The sequence below is a fragment of the Pseudomonas veronii genome (assembly GCF_002028325.1).
Taxonomy (GTDB): Bacteria; Pseudomonadota; Gammaproteobacteria; order Pseudomonadales; family Pseudomonadaceae; genus Aquipseudomonas; species Aquipseudomonas veronii.
On sequence record NZ_CP018420.1, the window covers coordinates 2,074,638 to 2,093,212 of the forward strand.

At 61.3% G+C, this 18,575-nt stretch carries 16 protein-coding genes and 2 tRNA genes; 10 read left to right on the top strand and 8 right to left on the bottom strand.

From position 1 onward, the window contains the following. Positions 1–4 precede the first annotated feature (4 nt). Together PverR02_RS09670 and PverR02_RS09675 are read right to left on the bottom strand one after the other, a co-directional pair. On the bottom strand, positions 5–412 hold the full coding sequence (locus PverR02_RS09670; RefSeq protein WP_017846829.1) for a PA2817 family protein: 408 nt from the start codon (positions 410–412) through the stop codon (positions 5–7). 74 nt (positions 413–486) lie between these two features. Continuing rightward, a complete protein-coding gene (locus tag PverR02_RS09675) occupies positions 487–2,934 on the bottom strand; it encodes an acyl-CoA dehydrogenase (protein ID WP_017846830.1) in 2,448 nt (815 codons plus the stop codon). Between the two features lie 202 nt (positions 2,935–3,136). Between PverR02_RS09675 and PverR02_RS09680 the strand changes: the two genes are divergently transcribed. The 4 genes from PverR02_RS09680 to PverR02_RS09695 all read left to right on the top strand — a co-directional run bounded on the left by PverR02_RS09680 (position 3,137) and on the right by PverR02_RS09695 (position 6,313). After that, positions 3,137–3,796: a transglutaminase-like domain-containing protein gene (locus PverR02_RS09680; protein WP_079443197.1), complete on the top strand. Its 660-nt coding sequence runs from the start codon at positions 3,137–3,139 to the stop codon at positions 3,794–3,796. 56 nt (positions 3,797–3,852) lie between these two features. Then, a complete protein-coding gene (locus PverR02_RS09685; protein ID WP_017846832.1) occupies positions 3,853–4,470 on the top strand; it encodes a glutathione S-transferase family protein in 618 nt (205 codons plus the stop codon). 134 nt (positions 4,471–4,604) lie between these two features. Next, positions 4,605–5,537, top strand: a complete 933-nt coding sequence (locus PverR02_RS09690; protein ID WP_057005849.1) for an ABC transporter ATP-binding protein — start codon at positions 4,605–4,607, stop codon at positions 5,535–5,537. Next, the gene (locus tag PverR02_RS09695; RefSeq protein WP_017846834.1) at positions 5,534–6,313 is read left to right on the top strand and encodes an ABC transporter permease; all 780 of its coding nucleotides are present in this window, start codon (positions 5,534–5,536) and stop codon (positions 6,311–6,313) included. The genes PverR02_RS09690 and PverR02_RS09695 overlap by 4 nt, the downstream gene beginning before the upstream one ends. Before the next feature lie 72 nt (positions 6,314–6,385). Here the strand turns inward: PverR02_RS09695 and PverR02_RS09700 are convergent, their stop codons facing one another. Then, a complete protein-coding gene (locus tag PverR02_RS09700; RefSeq protein ID WP_046384160.1) occupies positions 6,386–6,931 on the bottom strand; it encodes a TetR/AcrR family transcriptional regulator in 546 nt (181 codons plus the stop codon). A 91-nt stretch (positions 6,932–7,022) separates the two neighbouring features. Here PverR02_RS09700 and PverR02_RS09705 point away from each other — a divergent pair, with 91 nt between their 5' ends. From PverR02_RS09705 to PverR02_RS09720, 4 genes are all read left to right on the top strand, one after another. Next, the gene (locus PverR02_RS09705; protein WP_079443198.1) at positions 7,023–8,216 is read left to right on the top strand and encodes an MFS transporter; all 1,194 of its coding nucleotides are present in this window, start codon (positions 7,023–7,025) and stop codon (positions 8,214–8,216) included. A gap of 107 nt (positions 8,217–8,323) precedes the next feature. Then, the gene (locus tag PverR02_RS09710) at positions 8,324–9,472 is read left to right on the top strand and encodes a TDT family transporter (protein WP_057005847.1); all 1,149 of its coding nucleotides are present in this window, start codon (positions 8,324–8,326) and stop codon (positions 9,470–9,472) included. A 58-nt stretch (positions 9,473–9,530) separates the two neighbouring features. Further along, complete coding sequence (locus PverR02_RS09715; protein WP_057005846.1) at positions 9,531–11,405, top strand: MFS transporter; 1,875 nt, start codon at positions 9,531–9,533, stop codon at positions 11,403–11,405. Between the two features lie 175 nt (positions 11,406–11,580). Further along, positions 11,581–13,350 carry a M91 family zinc metallopeptidase gene (locus PverR02_RS09720; protein WP_079443199.1) on the top strand — a complete coding sequence of 590 codons (1,770 nt, stop codon included), beginning with the start codon at positions 11,581–11,583 and terminating at the stop codon, positions 13,348–13,350. Positions 13,351–13,416: 66 nt separating this feature from the next. On the opposite strand, the gene sugE is transcribed toward PverR02_RS09720, so the two are convergent. The 3 genes from sugE to rdgC all read right to left on the bottom strand — a co-directional run bounded on the left by sugE (position 13,417) and on the right by rdgC (position 15,878). Next, a complete protein-coding gene (gene sugE, locus PverR02_RS09725; protein WP_017846842.1) occupies positions 13,417–13,731 on the bottom strand; it encodes a quaternary ammonium compound efflux SMR transporter SugE in 315 nt (104 codons plus the stop codon). Between the two features lie 106 nt (positions 13,732–13,837). Further along, a complete protein-coding gene (locus PverR02_RS09730; RefSeq protein WP_079443200.1) occupies positions 13,838–14,803 on the bottom strand; it encodes a bile acid:sodium symporter family protein in 966 nt (321 codons plus the stop codon). A gap of 154 nt (positions 14,804–14,957) precedes the next feature. Continuing rightward, positions 14,958–15,878 carry a recombination-associated protein RdgC gene (gene rdgC / locus PverR02_RS09735; protein ID WP_079443201.1) on the bottom strand — a complete coding sequence of 307 codons (921 nt, stop codon included), beginning with the start codon at positions 15,876–15,878 and terminating at the stop codon, positions 14,958–14,960. A gap of 159 nt (positions 15,879–16,037) precedes the next feature. Between rdgC and PverR02_RS09740 the strand changes: the two genes are divergently transcribed. Together PverR02_RS09740 and PverR02_RS09745 are read left to right on the top strand one after the other, a co-directional pair. After that, positions 16,038–16,113 (top strand) — tRNA-Val (locus tag PverR02_RS09740). Between the two features lie 19 nt (positions 16,114–16,132). Next, positions 16,133–16,209 (top strand) — tRNA-Asp (locus PverR02_RS09745). 123 nt (positions 16,210–16,332) lie between these two features. Here PverR02_RS09745 and PverR02_RS09750 read toward each other — a convergent pair. Then, positions 16,333–16,725: a hypothetical protein gene (locus PverR02_RS09750; RefSeq protein WP_079443202.1), complete on the bottom strand. Its 393-nt coding sequence runs from the start codon at positions 16,723–16,725 to the stop codon at positions 16,333–16,335. Between the two features lie 68 nt (positions 16,726–16,793). Continuing rightward, a complete protein-coding gene (locus PverR02_RS09755) occupies positions 16,794–18,527 on the bottom strand; it encodes an FAD-dependent oxidoreductase (RefSeq protein ID WP_079443203.1) in 1,734 nt (577 codons plus the stop codon). Between the last annotated feature and the right edge of the window lie 48 nt (positions 18,528–18,575).

Here is an 18,575-nt window from a genome sequence, read left to right on the forward strand (position 1 = left end):
ATGATCAGTGCTTGCTCTGGTCCTGCGGCATCGCCAGCAGCTGTTTTTCCTGGTTCCAGTCGAACGGTTCGTCGTTCTGTTCGGCTTCAAAGCGACGCTCTTCCAGGGCCTGGTACAGGTCCAGTTCTTCGTCGGGCATGAAGTGCAGGCAATCGCCGCCGAAGAACCACAGCAGGTCGCGTGGCACCAGATGAGCGATTTGCGGGTAACGCAGGATGACCTGGCTCATCATGTCCTGGCCCAGGTACTGGCTCTCGATCGGATCGATTGGCAGCAGGGCGCGCAGTTCATCGAAACGCTCCAGGAACAGCAGGTGGCTTTCCTCGGGCACCTGTTCGGCTTCGCCGACGGCAACCAGGATGCTGCGCAGGTGGTCGAGCAAGACGAGATGATCGGCAACGACGTTGGACACGAGATAAGTCCTCAAAGCAAAAACGGGCGCGAGAGTATATAGCTCAAGCGCCCGTAATTATATGGCCTGGGGGATCAGCGGACTTTACCCGCGGCCTGGGCCAGTTCTTCCTTGCTGAAATCATCCACGTCGATCACCTTGCGCCGTGCCGCTTCGGCTTCACGCAGGGTTTGCGCCTCGGCCGGTTGCAGCACCCCGGCGTGCAGTGCGGCGTCGATGGCCGGTTCGCCGGCAGCCGGTTTGACCTGGCCGCTTTTGAGGGCCGCATGCAGTTTTTTCTGCAGCGGATGGCTGGCGGCGAGCAGGTCGCAGGCATGTTGCAGGGCGCCCACCGGGTCTTGCGCCGATTGCGGGCGGTAGCAGCCAGCCAGCAGTTCTTCGAGGGTCGGATCGCCCTTGGCGCGACCGATCACCGCGGCCACTTCGGCATCCAGCGCATCGGACGGGCCGGTATGGCGACGGCCGAACGGGAACACGATGACCCGCAGCAGGCAACCGAGCAGCTTGTTCGGGAAGTTGCTCAGTAGTTCATCCAGTGCGCGTTCGGCTTCGCCCAGGCTTTCTTCCATGGCCCAGGTGAACAGCGGTTCCAGGTGGTCCGGCGAATCCAGGTCGTGATAACGCTTGAGCGCCGCCGAAGCCAGGTACATATGGCTCAGCACATCGCCCAGGCGTGCCGACAGGCGTTCGCGGCGTTTCAACTCGCCGCCCAGCAGCATCATGCTCAGGTCGGCGAGCAGGGCGAACGCCGCAGCCTGGCGGTTCAGCGCACGGAAGTAAGCCTGGCTCAAGCGGTTGCCGGGGGCTTTTTCGAAGTGGCCGAGGCCCAGGTTGAGCACCAGGGTGCTGGCGGCGTTGCTCACGGCAAAGCCGATGTGCTGCATCAGCAGGCCATCGAATTCCTTGAGCGCCTGGTCGTGGTCTTCGCGACCGGCCAGGGCCATTTCCTTGAGTACGAAGGGGTGGCAACGGATCGCGCCCTGGCCAAAGATCATCAGGTTGCGCGACAGGATGTTCGCGCCCTCCACCGTGATGAAGATCGGCGCGCCTTGCCAACTGCGGCCCAGGTAGTTGTTCGGGCCCATGATGATGCCCTTGCCGCCATGGACGTCCATGGCGTGGCTGATGCATTCGCGGCCGCGCTCGGTCAGGTGGTACTTGAGGATCGCCGACAGCACCGAGGGTTTTTCACCGAGGTCCACCGCGTTGGCGGTGAGCATGCGCGCGCTGTCCATCAGCCAGGCGTTGCCGCCGATGCGGGCGAGGGCTTCCTGGATACCTTCGAAGGCTGCCAGCGGCACGTTGAACTGCTCGCGTACCTGGGCGTATTGGCCGGTCACCAGGCTGGTGAACTTGGCTGCGCCGGTGCCGACCGCCGGCAGGGAAATCGAGCGGCCCACCGACAGGCAGTTCATCAGCATCATCCAGCCCTTGCCTAGCATGTCCTGGCCACCGATCAGGTAGTCCAGGGGGATGAACACGTCCTTGCCGGAGTTGGGCCCGTTCATGAATGCGGCGCCCAGCGGCAGGTGACGACGACCGATGTCAACGCCTGGCGTATCGGTGGGAATCAACGCGAGGCTGATGCCCAGGTCTTCTTCTTCGCCCAGCAAGTGGTCCGGGTCATGTGCCTTGAACGCCAGGCCGAGCAGGGTCGCGACCGGGCCCAGGGTGATGTAGCGTTTTTCCCAGTTCAGGCGCAGGCCGAGGGTTTCCTCGCCTTGCCATTGACCTTTGCAGATCACCCCGGTGTCGGGCATGGCGCCGGCGTCGGAGCCGGCCAGCGGGCCGGTCAGGGCGAAGCAGGGAATATCGTCGCCACGGGCCAGGCGCGGCAGGTAGTGGTTGCGTTGTTCATCGGTGCCGTAATGCAGCAGCAGCTCGGCCGGGCCGAGGGAGTTGGGGACCATCACGGTGGACGCCAGGTCGCCGCTGCGGGTCGCGAGTTTCATCGCCACCTGGGAGTGGGCATAGGCGGAGAAGCCTTTGCCGCCGTACTCCTTGGGAATGATCAGGGCGAAGAAACCATGGGTCTTGATGTGTTCCCAGGCGGCGGGCGGCAGGTCCATGGCCTGGCCGATTTGCCAGTCGCTGACCATCGCGCACAGTTCTTCGGTCGGCCCATCGATGAACGCCTGCTCTTCTTCGGTCAGGCGTGCCTTGGGGTAGGCCAGCAACGTGTTCCAGTCGGGGCGGCCGCTGAACAGCTCGCCGTCCCACCAGACGGTGCCGGCGTCGATGGCATCGCGCTCGGTCTCGGACATTGGCGGCAAGACCTTCTGAAACCAACTGAACAGCGGCTTGGTGAAGTATTCGCGGCGCAGGTCGGGCAGCAGCAGCGGCGCGGCGACGATGGCAATCAACACCCAGCAGATCAGCAGCAGCCAACCCGGTGCGTGGCTCCAGGCGCCCATCGCCAGCAGGTATACGGCGACCACGCCGAGGGCGGGCAGGGGCGCGGTGCGGCGGTGTGCCAGGTAGGCAATGCCGACCACCAGAACCAGTATCCACAACAACAACATATTCAATCCTCCGTGAAACCAGGGGCGAAACCACCGTTGAGCTTAGTCGGCATCCGAGAAAGCGCGGTGATCAGGGTGTGGCGAGTTGTACTGGAAGCACCTTGGGATCACCGATCACCAGGCGCCGACATTTGGCCGAATCGTCGTTATCGCAGTGGCGGACCTGTCGTTAGACTCCAGGCTTCCCCCGGAGATCAAACCCATGGAAACGTACCTGAATCCCAGCCGCTTCATCGATAGTGACCACCCTGCGGTGGTGGAGTTCGCCGAAAAACATCGCGGTTCCAGCGCGGATTCAGGTGACCAGGCAGTCAGTCTTTATTACGCCGTGCGTGAGGCGGTGCGCTACAACCCCTATACCTTCAGCCGCGACCCCAACACCCTGAACGCCAGCTTCGCCCTGGCTGCCGGCCAGAGCTACTGCGTGCCCAAGGCCACCTTGCTCGCCGCCTGCGCACGGCACTGCGGGATTGCGGCGCGCATCGGCCTGGCGGATGTGCGCAATCACCTGTCGACGCCACGCCTGATCGCGCTGCTCAAAAGCGATGTGTTCGCCATGCACGGTTATACCGAGCTGTACCTGAACGGGCGCTGGGTCAAAGCCACGCCGGCGTTCAACCAGCAATTGTGCGAGCTGTTCGATGTGCCGCCGCTGGCGTTCGATGGGATCAACGACAGTGTGTTCCACGCCTTCAATCGCCAGGGCAAGCGCTCGATGGAGTACCTGGTGGACCATGGGCAATTTGCGGATGTGCCCGAAGATTTCTTCTTTGCCCACCTGGAGAAATGTTACCCGCACCTGTTTGGCGAGCAGATGCCGAGCGTGCTGGGTGACATGCAGGACGATTTAAGCCGCCCGTGAACCGGCGTATGCTGCTGCGTTCATCAAGCCATGTTCATCAACAATAAGGCGCGGTCATGCTGAAGATCTGGGGGCGTAAAAATTCATCGAACGTCAGGAAAGTCCTGTGGTGCGCCGAGGAACTCGGCCTGGACTATGAGGCCATCGATGCGGGCGGGGCGTTTGGCGTGGTGGACACGCCGCAATACCGCGCATTGAACCCGAATGGCCGGGTGCCGATGATCGAAGACGGCGACTTTGTGCTGTGGGAATCCAACACCATCGTGCGTTACCTCTGCGCCAAGCAGGCGTCGAACTGGTACCCGAGCGACGTGAAGGCGCGGGCCAGTGCCGAAAAATGGATGGACTGGACCACCTCGACCCTCGCCGAGCCGTTCAAGGCGGTGTTCTGGGGCGTGGTACGCACCCCGGCGGAAAAACAGAACTGGGACAGCATCAACGCCGGGCGCCAGGCCTGCATCGATGCACTCGGCACCGTGGAGAAGGCGCTCGCCGAACAGCCTTACCTGTCGGGCGACGCCATCGGCATGGGCGATATCCCCCTGGGCTGCTTTGTTTACGCCTGGTTTGAAATGCCCATCGAACGCCCGGCCATGCCCCACCTGGAGGCTTGGTACCAACGCCTGCAACAGCGCCCGGCGTACCGCAAAGCGGTGATGACCGCGTTGACCTGATACTGACTATTAATACAGGTGACTGTACTTGTGCGGCGCGGGCAAGCACCATGTTTGTCATGCGCCGCCGTTGAACGATGCGCGGTGTGCCCTCATCTATTGTCCCTATTCCCTTCTTTGGTGCGTATTCCGCTATGAGTTCCGCTCTGTCCATCCGGCAGCTAACCAAAACCTACGGCAACGGTTTCCAGGCCCTGAGTGGTATCGATCTGGACGTTGCCGAAGGTGATTTCTTCGCCTTGCTCGGCCCCAATGGCGCCGGCAAATCCACCACCATTGGCATTCTCTCGACCCTGGTCAACAAGACCAGCGGCACGGTGAATATCTTCGGCCATGACCTGGACAAATCCCCGGCGGCGCTCAAGCGTTGCATCGGCGTGGTGCCCCAGGAATTCAACTTCAACCAGTTCGAAAAGACCTTCGACATCGTCGTGACCCAGGCCGGCTACTACGGCATCCCGTCGAAAATCGCCAAGGAACGCGCCGAGCAGTACCTGACCCAACTGGGCCTGTGGGACAAGCGCGACGTGCCTTCGCGTTCGCTCTCCGGCGGCATGAAGCGACGCTTGATGATCGCCCGCGCGCTGGTCCACGAACCGCGCCTGCTGATCCTCGATGAGCCCACCGCGGGGGTGGACATTGAACTGCGTCGCTCGATGTGGACCTTCCTCACCGAGCTGAACCAGAAAGGCATCACCATCATCCTCACCACCCATTACCTGGAAGAGGCTGAGCAGCTGTGCCGCAACATCGGCATCATCGACCACGGCACCATTGTCGAGAACACCAGCATGCGCAACCTGCTGGGCCAGTTGCATGTGGAAACCTTCCTGCTCGACCTGAAGACCGAACGGTCGGCGCCGCCGCAATTGCTCGGCTACCCATGCCGCCTGGTGGACAGCCGTACCCTGGAAGTCCAGGTGGATAAAGCCATGGGCATCACCGCGCTGTTCGGCCAATTGGCGACCCAGCACATCGAAGTGCTGAGCCTGCGTAACAAAACCAATCGCCTTGAGGAGTTGTTCGTGTCCCTGGTGGAAAAAAACCTGGCGAAGGTGGCGGTATGAATTCTGAACTGCAACCCAACCTCATCGCCCTGCAAACCATCGTCTACCGCGAAGTGAAACGCTTTACCCGGATCTGGCCGCAGACCCTGCTGCCGCCGGCGATCACCATGGTCCTGTACTTCGTGATCTTCGGTAACCTGATCGGCCGGCAGATCGGCGGCATGGGCGGTTTCACCTACATGGAGTACATCGTGCCGGGCCTGATCATGATGTCGGTGATCACCAACTCCTACGGCAACGTGGTGTCGAGTTTCTTCGGCAGCAAGTTCCAGCGCTCCATCGAAGAACTGATGGTTTCGCCGGTGTCGCCGCACACCATTCTGATCGGCTACACCTTGGGCGGCGTGCTGCGTGGCTTGATGGTCGGCGTGATCGTGACCTTGTTGTCGCTGTTCTTCACCCAACTGCAAGTGCATCACCTCGGCATCACCCTGGTGGTGGTGGTGCTGACGGCGACGATCTTCTCGCTGCTGGGCTTCATCAACGCGGTGTTTGCACGCAACTTCGATGACATTTCGATCATCCCGACCTTCGTGCTGACGCCGCTGACCTACCTGGGCGGGGTGTTCTACTCCATCACCTTGCTGCCGCCGTTCTGGCAGACCGTGTCGCTGGCCAACCCGGTGCTGCACATGGTCAACGCCTTCCGCTACGGCATCCTGGGCGTGTCGGATATCCGGATCAGCGTGGCGATCACCTTCATGGTCGTGGCCACGGCGGTGTTGTACATCGGTTGCGCGCGGTTGCTGGTGAGCGGGCGCGGGATGCGGACGTAACGCCGGATTACACGCCGTAAAAAATGTGGGAGCGGGCAAGCCCGTTCCCACATTGGTTTCTGAATAACGTCTTTACCCTTGCAGCGCCAACTCGATCAGCGCGTGCAGCTCATCCACCGCCAGTGGCGCGGGGGAGAACAGAATGCGAAACACCGTCGGCGCCGCCAGCAGGTTGATCAGGCGGTCCGCGCTCGGCGGTGGCGGCGTGGCGTTCGGGTAGCGCTCGACGATGGTTTGAAGCTGCCCGCTCAGGATGCTCACGCAATACCCCGGCGTCTGGCTGGATTGCACATCGCGCATCATGTTGCGCCCCGGCTCCGAACTCATCTCATCCAGGTATTGCTCGGCCCACGCCCGCAGGTCGCCGCGCAGGCTGCCGGTGTTGGCCGGCGCGCTGTCCGGGCGCATGCGCGCCAGGGCCACATCGGCGAGCAACACCGAGAGGTCGCCCCAGCGGCGGTAGATGGTCGACGGCGTGACGCCCGCGCGCGCCGCGATCATCGGTACGGTGACGCTGGACCGCTCATGGGTTTCCAGCAGTTCGCGCACCGCCGAATGGACGGATTCTTGTACCCGGGCACTACGGCCCCCCGGGCGGAGGCCTTCTTTTATCGCCATGCCTGTGACCTTAACACAAAGAATTTGCTTTAAGCGGCGAGCAGTAGCACACTCGACAAAAGCAAAATATTAGCTTTAGCGGAGCGTGCCCATGTCCAGCCTCACTTCTCATCGTTCCAGCCTGGTGTTCCTGGCGATCACCTTGCTGACGTTCCTGGCGGCCTCCAGCGCGCCGACGCCGTTGTATCACCTGTACCAGGAGGGCCTGCATTTTTCCTCGGGCATGCTCACACTGGTCTTCGGGGTCTACGCCTTGAGCTTGCTGGCGGCGCTGTTGACCGTGGGCTCGCTGTCGGATCACCTGGGGCGCAAGCCGGTGATTTTTGCCGCACTGGCCCTGAATATGCTGGCGATGCTGCTGTTTATCAATGAGAGCAGCGTGGCCTGGCTGATCGCCGCACGGACGCTGCAGGGGTTCGCCACCGGCATGGCCACCGCGGTATTGGGCGCGGCCCTGCTCGACACCGACCGCCAACAGGGGCCGCTGGTCAATAGCGTCGCGCCCTTGCTGGGCATGGCTTGTGGCGCGATGGGCAGCAGCTTGCTGGTGGAATTCGCGCCGCTGCCCACCCAGTTGATCTACTGGACACTGCTCGCGCTGATGCTCGGGCAGGCCATGTATGTGTGGCGTTTGCCGGAAACCGTCAGTCGCATCCCCGGCGCGCTGGCGTCATTGCGCCCGACCCTGCACGTGCCGCCGCAAGCGCGCCGGGCGTTGTGGCTGTCGTTGCCGGTGGACGTGGCGGTGTGGGCCATGGGCGGCTTCTATTTGTCCCTGGCGCCGTCGCTGGTACGGGCGGCGACCGGCTCGACCTCCAACCTGATCGGTGGCGGCCTGGTCGCGGTGTTGACCTTGAGCGGCGCGCTGATGATTTTCAGCCTGCGCAATCGCCCGGCCCACAAGGTCCTGCGGTTGGGCGCCAGCCTGCTGGCCGTTGGCGTGGCACTGATCCTCGCGGCGGTCCACAGCGCCAGCCTGCCGCTGTTTTTCATCGCCACGTTGATCGCCGGCAGTGGTTTTGGCGCGGGCTTTCTCGGGGCCTTGCGCAGTGTGGTGCCGCTGGCCTTGCCCCATGAGCGGGCGGGGTTGATGTCGGCGTTTTACGTGCTGAGCTACCTGGCGTTCTGCCTGCCGTCTTTGCTGGCGGGCAATCTGATCCGCAGTTTTGGCCTCATCGCCACCACGGACGGCTATGGTGTCGTGCTGATCATGCTGACCCTCGGCGCCCTGGCCGTGTTGCTGCGCCAGGATGCATTGCGGGTCGGGTGCAAGGGCAGCGTCTGACGCTATATTGGTAAAATAGATAACAGTTAGAGATATTACCCGTTATATAGATATGCGCTCAGGTTCTACCATGGCCCCAACCTCCTACGAGGAAGAGGATTGCCATCATGACCTGCTCGACCACCCTGAACTACAAACCCTTCAGCCACCTGGCCCGTCCTCGGGAAGTGATCCGCCAGTTCACCCCGAACTGGTTCGCCGCCACCATGGGCACCGGGGTGTTGGCGCTGGCGCTGGCGCAACTGCCGGTCAATCTGCCCGGCATGTACGCCATCGCCGAAGGGTTGTGGCTGTTCACCATCGGCCTGTTCATCCTGTTCAGCGCCTTGTATGCGGCGCGCTGGGTGATGTTTTTCGACGAAGCGCGACGGATCTTCGGGCACTCCACGGTATCGATGTTCTTCGGCACCATTCCCATGGGCCTGGCTACGCTGCTCAACGGTTTGCTGCTGTTCGGCCTGCCGCGCTGGGGTGCTGGCGTGGTGCCGCTGGCCGAAGCGCTGTGGTGGCTGGACGTGGCGATGGCAGTGGCCTGCGGTGTGCTGATTCCGTTCATGATGTTCACGCGCCAGGAACACAGCATCGACCAGATGACCGCCGTCTGGCTGTTGCCGGTGGTCGCCGCTGAAGTCGCCGCTGCCAGCGGTGGCTTGTTGGCGACGCACCTGGCGGATGCCCACGGGCAACTGGTGATGCTGGTGACCAGCTACGTGCTGTGGGCATTTTCCCTGCCGGTGGCGTTCAGCATTCTGACCATCCTGATGCTGCGCATGGCCCTGCATAAGCTGCCCCACGCCAACATGGCCGCGTCGAGCTGGCTGGCACTTGGCCCGATCGGCACCGGCGCCCTCGGTATGCTGCTGCTGGGCGGCGATGCACCGGCGATCTTCGCCGCCAATGGCTTGCCCACTGTCGGTGAAATCGCCTACGGTCTGGGCCTGATCGCCGGGATTACCCTGTGGGGCTTCGGTTTGTGGTGGATGCTGATCGCGGTGCTGATCACCCTGCGTTACCTGCGCGCCGGTATCCCGTTCAACCTGGGCTGGTGGGGCTTCACCTTTCCGTTGGGGGTCTACGCCCTGGCCACGTTGAAGCTGGCGAATGTGTTGCACCTGGGGTTCTTCAGCGTAGTGGGCGGCATGCTGGTGCTGGCGTTGGCGCTGATGTGGCTGGTCGTCGCCAAGCGCACCGTGCAGGGGGCCTATAAAGGTGAGCTTTTTGTTTCGCCGTGTATTGCAGGATTAGGGAATAAGTAAGCGGGATTAGGTAAAGTCGTGGCCTGAAAAAAAACCAGGCCACGCAGGAACACGGACGATGAGCCACCCCTCACAATTCACCTTGCTGCGCACACGGCGCTTTCTGCCGTTCTTCATTACCCAGTTACTGGGTGCCTTCAACGACAACATCTTCAAGCAATCGCTGATCCTGGCGATTCTCTACAAGTTGAGCATCGACGGTGACCGCGCCATCTGGGTCAACCTGTGCGCTTTGTTGTTTATCCTGCCGTTCTTCCTGTTCTCGGCGCTGGCCGGGCAGTTTGGCGAGAAATTCAACAAGGACGCGTTGATCCGCGCGATCAAGGTCGGCGAGATCGTGATCATGGCCGTCGGCGCCACCGGCTTTTTGTTCAATCATCTGGAATTGATGCTGCTGGCGTTGTTTGCCATGGGTACCCATTCCGCGCTGTTCGGCCCGGTGAAGTACTCGATCATGCCTCAGGCCCTGCGTGAGGATGAGCTGGTGGGCGGCAACGGCCTGGTGGAAATGGGCACGTTCCTGGCGATCCTGGCCGGCACCATTGGCGCCGGGATCATGATGTCGTCCGCCCATTACGCGCCGGTGGTGGCGGTGGCGATTGTCGGCGTGGCGCTGCTGGGTTACCTGGCCAGCCGCGGCATTCCGCGGGCGGCGGCGTCTTCGCCGCAACTGCGGCTGGACTGGAACATCTTCAGCCAGTCCTGGGCCACCTTGCGCCTGGGCCTGGGGCAGACCCCGGCGGTGTCGCGCTCGATCGTCGGCAACTCGTGGTTCTGGTTTGTCGGCGCGATCTACCTGACGCAGATCCCGGCCTACGCCAAGGAATGGTTGTACGGCGACGAAACCGTGGTGACCCTGATCCTCACGGTGTTCTCGGTGGGCATCGCGCTGGGCTCGATGCTCTGCGAAAAACTCTCCGGGCGTAAAGTGGAAATCGGCCTGGTGCCGTTTGGCTCCTTCGGCCTGACGGTGTTCGGTCTGCTGCTGTGGTGGCATTCCGGCGGCATGCCGCAGAACGTGCAGGCTAACGACTGGCTGGCGGTGCTCGGGTACGGCCAGGCCTGGTGGGTGTTGTTCGATATCCTCGGCCTGGGTGTGTTCGGCGGCTTCTATATCGTGCCGTTGTACGCACTGATCCAGTCGCGCACCGCCGAGAACGAACGGGCGCGGGTGATCGCCGCCAACAACATCCTCAACGCGCTGTTCATGGTGGTCTCGGCGATTGTGTCGATCCTGCTGCTGAGCGTGGCCAAGCTGTCGATCCCCGAGCTGTTCCTGGTGGTGTCGCTGCTCAACGTGGCGGTCAACGCCTACATCTTCAAGATCGTCCCCGAGTTCACCATGCGTTTCATGATCTGGCTGCTCAGCCATTCCATGTACCGCGTCGAGCATCGCAACCTGGAACTGATCCCGGACGAAGGCGCGGCCTTGCTGGTGTGCAACCACGTCTCGTTCGTCGATGCGCTGTTGATTGGTGGCGCGGTGCGTCGGCCAATTCGCTTTGTCATGTACTACAAGATCTACCGCTTGCCGGTGCTCAACTTCATCTTTCGCACCGCCGGGACGATTCCGATTGCCGGGCGTAATGAAGACATCCAGATCTACGAAAAAGCCTTCACACGAATTGCGCAGTACCTGAAGGACGGCGAGTTGGTGTGCATCTTCCCGGAAGGCAAGTTGACCAGTGATGGCGAGATGAACGAGTTCCGCGGTGGTGTGACGCGCATTCTGGAAGAGACGCCGGTGCCGGTGATTCCATTGGCGTTGCAGGGCTTGTGGGGGAGTTTTTTCAGCCGCGACCCTAACAAGGGCTTCTTTCATCGCATTTGGTCGCGCGTGACACTGGTGGTCGGCCAGCCGGTAACGGCGCAGGTAGCGACACCGTCGCACTTGCAGGGTTTGGTCGGGGAACTGCGGGGGGCGGTGAAGTAGCGAGCCGGGTTTACTCGGCATGCGTGCTGCTGGCGAGCGGTGTGGCGCCAGGATGTTCCGGCGTGACGCGGCTCCTTCATGCCCAGTCCGGTAATTTTTCACTCTATTGGAGGAACGTTTTCGGTCAGCACGCCACAGAGTTATCGTCTTCCTCTGCGTATGACGGGAGCTAACGATGGACTCAACTTCTACTACTGCTTCTGCTGCTTCACCGCAGCCGCAGCTGGCTTACTCCGGCGAAGATCAAAAAGCCAACTCGGCCTATCGCGCGGCGAGTGATCCCGTCAGACAGGCCGCCCATGCGGCTCCGATCACTGCCAATGTGCCGTTTATGTACAACAATACTCATGGGCCATCCAGGGTGGAGATTGGTTCAGTCGAGGCTGGCCCGGTGACTTATGGCAGTGACTCCGATCTCCAGCGGCGTGCAAGGCAATCTGATGCTGCGCCGGCCGATTCATACTTCCAGAGCGCGCCCAGTCGTGAACAGATTCGCGCCAAGGCCGAGGGCCGGCAAGGCAGTATTGATTTTGGCAGCCCTTCATCACCGTCTGCGCCGACCAAGGTCGACCCGAGTCGGGGATACCATGATGGCAATGTCAGCATTACTCGCGAACGTGGCACCTCGTCTCGTGCACAACGGAACCATGAGACCCTTCGCATCAAAACCGGCAATGGTGATGATTCTATCCATATCGAAGAAAGCCGGGACGGTGGGCTCCTCGCGCAGATCAATGGGAAGTCCTACGACATTCAACATCATGAAAATCCCGCAATCAAACAGGGCGTTGTGGTCGAAACCGGCGGGGGGAATGATGGCGTCAGCATCGGTTACGGGGGGAGTCGGGAAACGTTTATCTATGCCGGCGCGGGTAACGATACGGTTTACGCCGGGTCGGGCAAGACGAATGTGTTCGGCGGGGAGGGTTCTGACGTGATTAACCTGGGCAGCGGTGAAAGCTACGCCGAAGGTAATGATGGAAATGACTTTATCACCGGGGGCAGTGGCAATGCTGTGATTTACGGTGGCAAAGGCAGCGATGAATTGCGTGCAGGCGGAGGGCCAGATACCAAAACCAACTACGTGGATGGCGGGGAGGATAACGATCTGATTTATGGCGGAAGGGGGCACAACATTCTGCATGGCGGACCGGGCGATGACCATATCGTCGGGGGAGACAGCAATACTATTTATACCGGGAGGGGGCGGGATACTGTCCAGACAACCAATGAAAATGATCGTGTCTTCGGACGGCGAGGGGTCGACGATCTGAGCCAGCTCCGTTCCCAGTCAGGCTTTCGGGAAGTCGCCCCCCTTGACGTCGGTCATCGAGGGATCAAAGTCGAAGGAAGCCCGGAGTTCCGCCAGCGTGTAAATGATGACCTTGAGTTTCTCAGAGGCTCGCCGGTGGGGCAGAGGGTGCTTGCAAAAATCGATTCGCTTGAAGCACCTGTCAAGATCCGACAAGGGGCCGATGGTAGTTTCTATGACTACAGTGATCCAGGTCTCGGAGTTACGCGCAGCGATGAAGGCCGCCGTGCTGATTATGGCGACGGTTTTGTCAAAGACGGCGTTGCGGGCATACCTGCAACAGATCCGGTCCTGACGTATCAACCTAACTTCATTGTTCCGGGGGACCAACGGCCTCCGATCATTGTTCTGCAACATGAGCTCGCCCATGCGATCAATTTTGGTGAAGGCTCTGCGCTGACAGGTACGACTTTTTCAGGCACCAAAATGGTGGGTTACGACTCAAATGGCCGACCCCGGTTCATGCCGGTGTACGAGGATAATTTTGAGCGCCAGGCGGTCGGACTCTTCACCAGCCACGCCCCCTATAAATTCGACCCGAATCTGCCGGCCTCCACCTCCAACGTCTGGCCTTTCACCGAAAACGCGCTGCTCTACGAGCTTGGTTTGCCATTACGCCAGCGCTATACGTAACCGTGCGTCGATCGTTGCTGCGGGGGTAATTATGTAGGTGGGGGCGAGACTGCGTGCCGGCAGAGGCTACGCGCTGATCTTGAGCCCCACCAACCCGGCGATGATCAACGCCACACTGGCCAGCCGGAACAGCGCCATGGATTCCCCGAACAGGATAATCCCGGCGATCACCGTGCCCACTGCACCTACGCCGGTCCAGATGGCGTAGGCGGTGCCCAGCGGCAATTCCTTCATGGCTAGCCCCAGCAGGCCGAGGCTGATGGCCATGGCGGCAATCGTCAGGGCGGTGGGCAGCGGCTTGCTGAAGCCGTCGGTGTATTTCAAGCCGACGGCCCAGCCGACTTCGAACAGCCCGGCGAAAACCAGAATGATCCAGGACATGATGACCTCCCTCTATAAAAGCGGGGTCGTCCCCTGATGTGTACGCGATAGCGTCGCGGGGTCGTCCCCGCGGCGTTCGGTAGAGTGCCGAAGATTGATCAAACGATCAAGTTTTCGCAGTGGCTTCCAGGGTGCGGCGGTCTTCCTTTTCGCTCATGCGGCGGAAGTACGTCGACAGCAGCGCCCCGGAAATATTGTGCCAGACGCTGAACAGCGCACTCGGCACCGCGGCCAGCGGCGAAAAATGCGCGCTGGCCAGCGCGGCACCCAGCCCGGAATTCTGCATGCCCACTTCCAACGCCAGCGACTTGCGTTGCGCCAACGGCAGCTTGAACAGGCGGCCGGTGAAATAGCCCAGCACGTAACCGAAGCTGTTGTGCAGCATCACCACGGCCATGATCAGCAGGCCCGACTCGGCGATCTTGGCCTGGCTGGCGGCCACCACGGCGGCGACGATGATCACGATGCTCACCACCGATACCAGCGGCAGCACCTCCACCGCATGGCGGACCCGCTCGCCGAGCACACGTTGCGCCACCACGCCAAGCACGATCGGCAACAGCACCACTTGCAGGATCGACCAGAACAATTCCATGAACGATACCGGCAGCCAGGCCGAAGCCAGCAGCCAGATCAGCGCCGGGGTCAGCAGTGGCGCGAGGAGGGTGGTGACGGCGGCGATCGCCACCGACAACGCCAGGTCGCCACGGGCCAGCCAGGTCATCACGTTGGACGAGGTGCCGCTTGGGCAGCAGCCGACGAGGATCACGCCGACGGCGATTTCGGGCGGCAGGTTGAAGGTCCGGCACAGCAACCAGGCCACGCCCGGCATGATCACAAAGTGCGCGACCACGCCCAGGGCCACGCGCCACGGATGGCGGGCGACTTCGGCGAAGTCTTCGAGTTTGAGGGTCAGCCCCATGCCGAACATCACCAGGCCCAGCAGCGGGACGATGGCGCTTTTCAAACCGATGAACCAGCCGGGTTCGACGAAGGCCAGCACAGCAAAGATCAACACCCAGTAGGCGAAGGTATTGCCGACGAAGCGACTCAAGGCGGCGAGTGCGCGCATGGGGAAGTCCTTATTATTAGGTGTACGGAAAAACCATTGTAGGAGCGAGCTTGCTCGCGAAAATCGTCAACGATGACGCGGGCATTTTGAATGCACGCGGCGCGCTCAGGTTTTTCGCGAGCAAGCTCGCTCCTACAGTAAGGCGATAGTGCGCTTAGATACCCTGTGGGGTCTCTTCGCCGCCCAGTGCTTCGATCAGCGCCGGCAGGAATTCGCCGAAGGTCAGCATCATCAGGGTAAAGCTGGCGTCCAGTTGGCCCAGGGCTTCGTCGCCACCGTCCTGTTCGGCCTGGTCCTGCAGCAGGTCTTCGAACTTCAGGCGCTTGACGGTCATCTTGTCGTCGAGCATGAAGGACAGCTTGTCCTGCCAGGCCAGCGACAGTTGGGTCACCACTTTGCCGGTGCTCAGGTGCAGCTGGATTTCTTCGCTGGTCAGGTCCTGGCGCTTGCAGCGCACGATGCCGCCGTCTTCGTGGGTGTCGCGCAGTTCGCATTCGTCGAGGACGAAGAAGTCATCGGCCGGTTTCTGGGTGGTGACCCAGTCGGTCATGACCGCGGTTGGCGCGGTTTTCACGGTGAGAGGGCGCACCGGCAGGGTGCCGATCACTTCACGCAGGGTCGACAGCAGGTCTTCGGCGCGTTTCGGGCTGGCCGAGTTGACCAGGATCAGGCCCTGTTTCGGCGCGATCGCGGCGAAGGTCGACGAACGACGGATAAACGCGCGCGGCAGGAAGGCCTGGATGATTTCATCCTTGATCTGGTCCCGTTCCTTTTTATAGACCTTGCGCATTTGCTCGGCTTCGATCTCTTCGACCTTCTCTTTCACGGCGTCACGCACCACGCTACCCGGCAGGATGCGTTCTTCCTTGCGCGCAGCGATCAGCATGAAGTCACCGCTGACGTGAACCAGGGGAGCGTCTTCGCCTTTACCGAAAGGTGCGACGAAACCGTAAGTGGTCAACTCCTGGCTTGCACAAGGGCGCGCCAGTTTGGTGGCCATTGCAGTTTCCAACGCCTCGGCATCAACAGGCAGATCTTGGGTCAGGCGATAGATAAGCAGGTTCTTGAACCACATGGGGTGAGTCTCTCCTTTATACAAAGGGGGGCATTATTGTCTTGATAGCGGCTGAGGCCAACCCTGCCTAAGCCATTGGAAGGGCTGAAAAAAAAGATTTAAGAAAGTGCTTGCCAGACCTTGGGTCGCTCCGTAGAATGCGCGCCACACCGAAACGAAGGGTGATTAGCTCAGCTGGGAGAGCATCTGCCTTACAAGCAGAGGGTCGGCGGTTCGATCCCGTCATCACCCACCATTCGCTTCAAGTGTTACGCGCAGCGGTAGTTCAGTCGGTTAGAATACCGGCCTGTCACGCCGGGGGTCGCGGGTTCGAGTCCCGTCCGCTGCGCCATATTCGGTAACCTGGAACGCTGAACGCCAGGTCACCACAGAAAGCCCGCTCATTGAGCGGGCTTTTTTTTGCCTGGGATTCAGCTCGGCGATCTCAAGGTCAGCTTATCGCCGTTTATTGGATCTAGAAGAAATCAGCAATCACCAAGATTTTTTCCGTGGCGAAAAGTGACTCATATATCGCTTCATGTGGAACTTCACGCGCTAACCAAGCGCTTGCGTTGTAGACCCGCGCCTTGTTGAAAAACACTAGGTGCGTCTCGTCTCCACGCTCAAACAGTTTGAATTGTTGCTCCTCCATGTCGGCGCAAAGCTCGTCGAATAGCGTGGGGTCTCTTTTTGACAGCGCGACGAGGATATCGGCCCTGTCCAGGCCGGCTTCACTGGCCGCCCACAAGACGATACGCGTTGCCACCTCCATTTTTTCGCTTGGGGTGCCAGCGTTCGAAGCGTGTTGGACATCGGGATAGCTGGAGGCCAGGCGCGAAGCAATGGTCTTTTTTCTCGTGGCGCTCATGACTGACTCCCGATGACTTTTCTCGATGACTTCGCGTGCGTTCATCTACCCCGGCGATCTGTTTGCCTTTAGACAGGGTCCGGTTGACCGGCTGGCTTTCCGTCGACGGCCTGGCCGGCAAGAACGCGTGCGGCGATATAACCGAAGGTCATGCCGGGACCGAGTGTGATGCCGCCGCTGGGGTAATGGCCGTTCATGATGCTGTTCATATCATTGCCCACAGCGAACAGCCCCGGAATCGGCGTGCCGTGTTCGTCTAATGCGCGGGCATAGGCGTCGGTGTTCAGGCCGGCGAAGGTGCCGAGGCTGCCGGGCACCAGCTTCACCGCATAGAAGGGGCCTTTGTGCAGGCTGCCGAGGGACGGGTTCGGCCCGTGTAGAGCGTCGCCCTGTGCTCTGTTGTACAGCGATTCACCGCGCTGGAAGAGCGGGTCGTGACCTTGTTCCGCACCCAGATTGAAGGCGCTGACGGTCACTTCCAACTGTTGCGCATCGATGCCGCATTTGTGTGCCAGTTCGATCAACGTCGGCGCCTTGAACAGGTAGCCCGCGCGCACGTACTTTGCCGTCGGAAACGGAAAGGGTTTGGACCAGCCCAGGCCATAGCGACGTTGGGCGCGGTGATCGCAGATCAGCCAGGACATCGGCGTTTCTGCTGGCCCCGTGGCGTTAAACAGTGCGCACATGTAGTCGTGGTAGGAGTCAGCTTCGTTGACGAAGCGTCGGCCATCCTGGCGCACGGCAATGAAGCCGGGTTTGGCGCGTTCCATCAGGTGCGGAAAACCGCTGAAACCACCGTCTTCGCGCGGCACCCGGGACACGGGTGCCCACGCGGCCGCATGGGCGAAGTCGGACGCCACGCAGGCCCCGACGCGCTCGCCCAGTCGCAGGCCATCGCCGGTATTGCTCTTGGGCGCTGCGCTCAAATGTTCGGTGCCGTTGGGAGCCTGCTTGAACAGATGGGCGATGCGCTGCTGGTCGTGGGGGAACCCACCGCAAGCGAGCACCACGCCACGTCGAGCGCGGATCTCGATCAGGCGCCCGGCAGATTCGACGCGAGCCCCGAGCACGCGCTCGCCGTCACGCAGCAGTTCGCGCACGGGCGTGTCAGTCAGTAGGCGCACCTTGCGATCCAGCGCGCTTTTGAGCAGCCGGGCAACCAGTGCGTTGCCGTTCACCAGGTGCAGGCCGCGGCCATGAAGCAGCAGGTCGCGGGCATGGCGTAACAGGCGCTTGCCGGCGTAGAGCAATGAGGACGGCGACTGGCGCGCGTTGAGAAAATGATTGAGGTCGGCACCGCCGGCGATGCCCATTCCTGCCAGGCTGATCACGTCGAGCGGGCGTCGGAGTTTATTGATCCAAGGGCCGAGGCGACGACCGTCGAACGGTTGCGCACAGACCGAACGGCCGCCTTTTGCATAACCTTCGCTGGCGTGAAAATCAGGCATTTTGCTGCCGGAGAAAAACTGCACCTCGGTGTGGCGTTGAAAAAAATCGACCATCTGCGGGCCTTGTGCGAGGAACATCTCCACGCGCGGGTCGAGCACTTCGCTGCGCAGTTCATGGCGCAGGTAAATCCGCGATTGTTCCAGGTCTTCAACGATACCGTCGGCGACGGCCAATGGGTTGCGCGGAATCCACAGCCAACCGCCCGACCAGGCGCTGGTGCCGCCTAGCTGCGGCTCCTTCTCCACCACGATGACGTCGAGGTTCAGGTGCGCGGCGGTCACCGCCGTTGCCAGGCCGGAGGCGCCGGAGCCGACGACCAGAACATCACACAGTAGGGGGGCGTTGATGGGCATAGGCATTACCGCGAAAAGAAATGAGGTTGGCCGCTCCCGATCAGAAGC

Excerpts from the sequence above, each read along its gene's own strand:
- PverR02_RS09675 (WP_017846830.1), bottom strand. The coding sequence starts at position 2,934 with ATGTTGTTGTTGTGGATACTGGTTCTGGTGGTCGGCATTGCCTACCTG.
- PverR02_RS09680 (WP_079443197.1), top strand. The coding sequence starts at position 3,137 with ATGGAAACGTACCTGAATCCCAGCCGCTTCATCGATAGTGACCACCCT.
- PverR02_RS09685 (WP_017846832.1), top strand. The coding sequence starts at position 3,853 with ATGCTGAAGATCTGGGGGCGTAAAAATTCATCGAACGTCAGGAAAGTC.
- PverR02_RS09690 (WP_057005849.1), top strand. The coding sequence starts at position 4,605 with ATGAGTTCCGCTCTGTCCATCCGGCAGCTAACCAAAACCTACGGCAAC.
- PverR02_RS09695 (WP_017846834.1), top strand. The coding sequence starts at position 5,534 with ATGAATTCTGAACTGCAACCCAACCTCATCGCCCTGCAAACCATCGTC.
- PverR02_RS09700 (WP_046384160.1), bottom strand. The coding sequence starts at position 6,931 with ATGGCGATAAAAGAAGGCCTCCGCCCGGGGGGCCGTAGTGCCCGGGTA.
- PverR02_RS09705 (WP_079443198.1), top strand. The coding sequence starts at position 7,023 with ATGTCCAGCCTCACTTCTCATCGTTCCAGCCTGGTGTTCCTGGCGATC.
- PverR02_RS09710 (WP_057005847.1), top strand. The coding sequence starts at position 8,324 with ATGACCTGCTCGACCACCCTGAACTACAAACCCTTCAGCCACCTGGCC.
- PverR02_RS09715 (WP_057005846.1), top strand. The coding sequence starts at position 9,531 with ATGAGCCACCCCTCACAATTCACCTTGCTGCGCACACGGCGCTTTCTG.
- PverR02_RS09720 (WP_079443199.1), top strand. The coding sequence starts at position 11,581 with ATGGACTCAACTTCTACTACTGCTTCTGCTGCTTCACCGCAGCCGCAG.
- sugE (WP_017846842.1), bottom strand. The coding sequence starts at position 13,731 with ATGTCCTGGATCATTCTGGTTTTCGCCGGGCTGTTCGAAGTCGGCTGG.
- PverR02_RS09730 (WP_079443200.1), bottom strand. The coding sequence starts at position 14,803 with ATGCGCGCACTCGCCGCCTTGAGTCGCTTCGTCGGCAATACCTTCGCC.
- rdgC (WP_079443201.1), bottom strand. The coding sequence starts at position 15,878 with ATGTGGTTCAAGAACCTGCTTATCTATCGCCTGACCCAAGATCTGCCT.
- PverR02_RS09750 (WP_079443202.1), bottom strand. The coding sequence starts at position 16,725 with ATGAGCGCCACGAGAAAAAAGACCATTGCTTCGCGCCTGGCCTCCAGC.
- PverR02_RS09755 (WP_079443203.1), bottom strand. The coding sequence starts at position 18,527 with ATGCCCATCAACGCCCCCCTACTGTGTGATGTTCTGGTCGTCGGCTCC.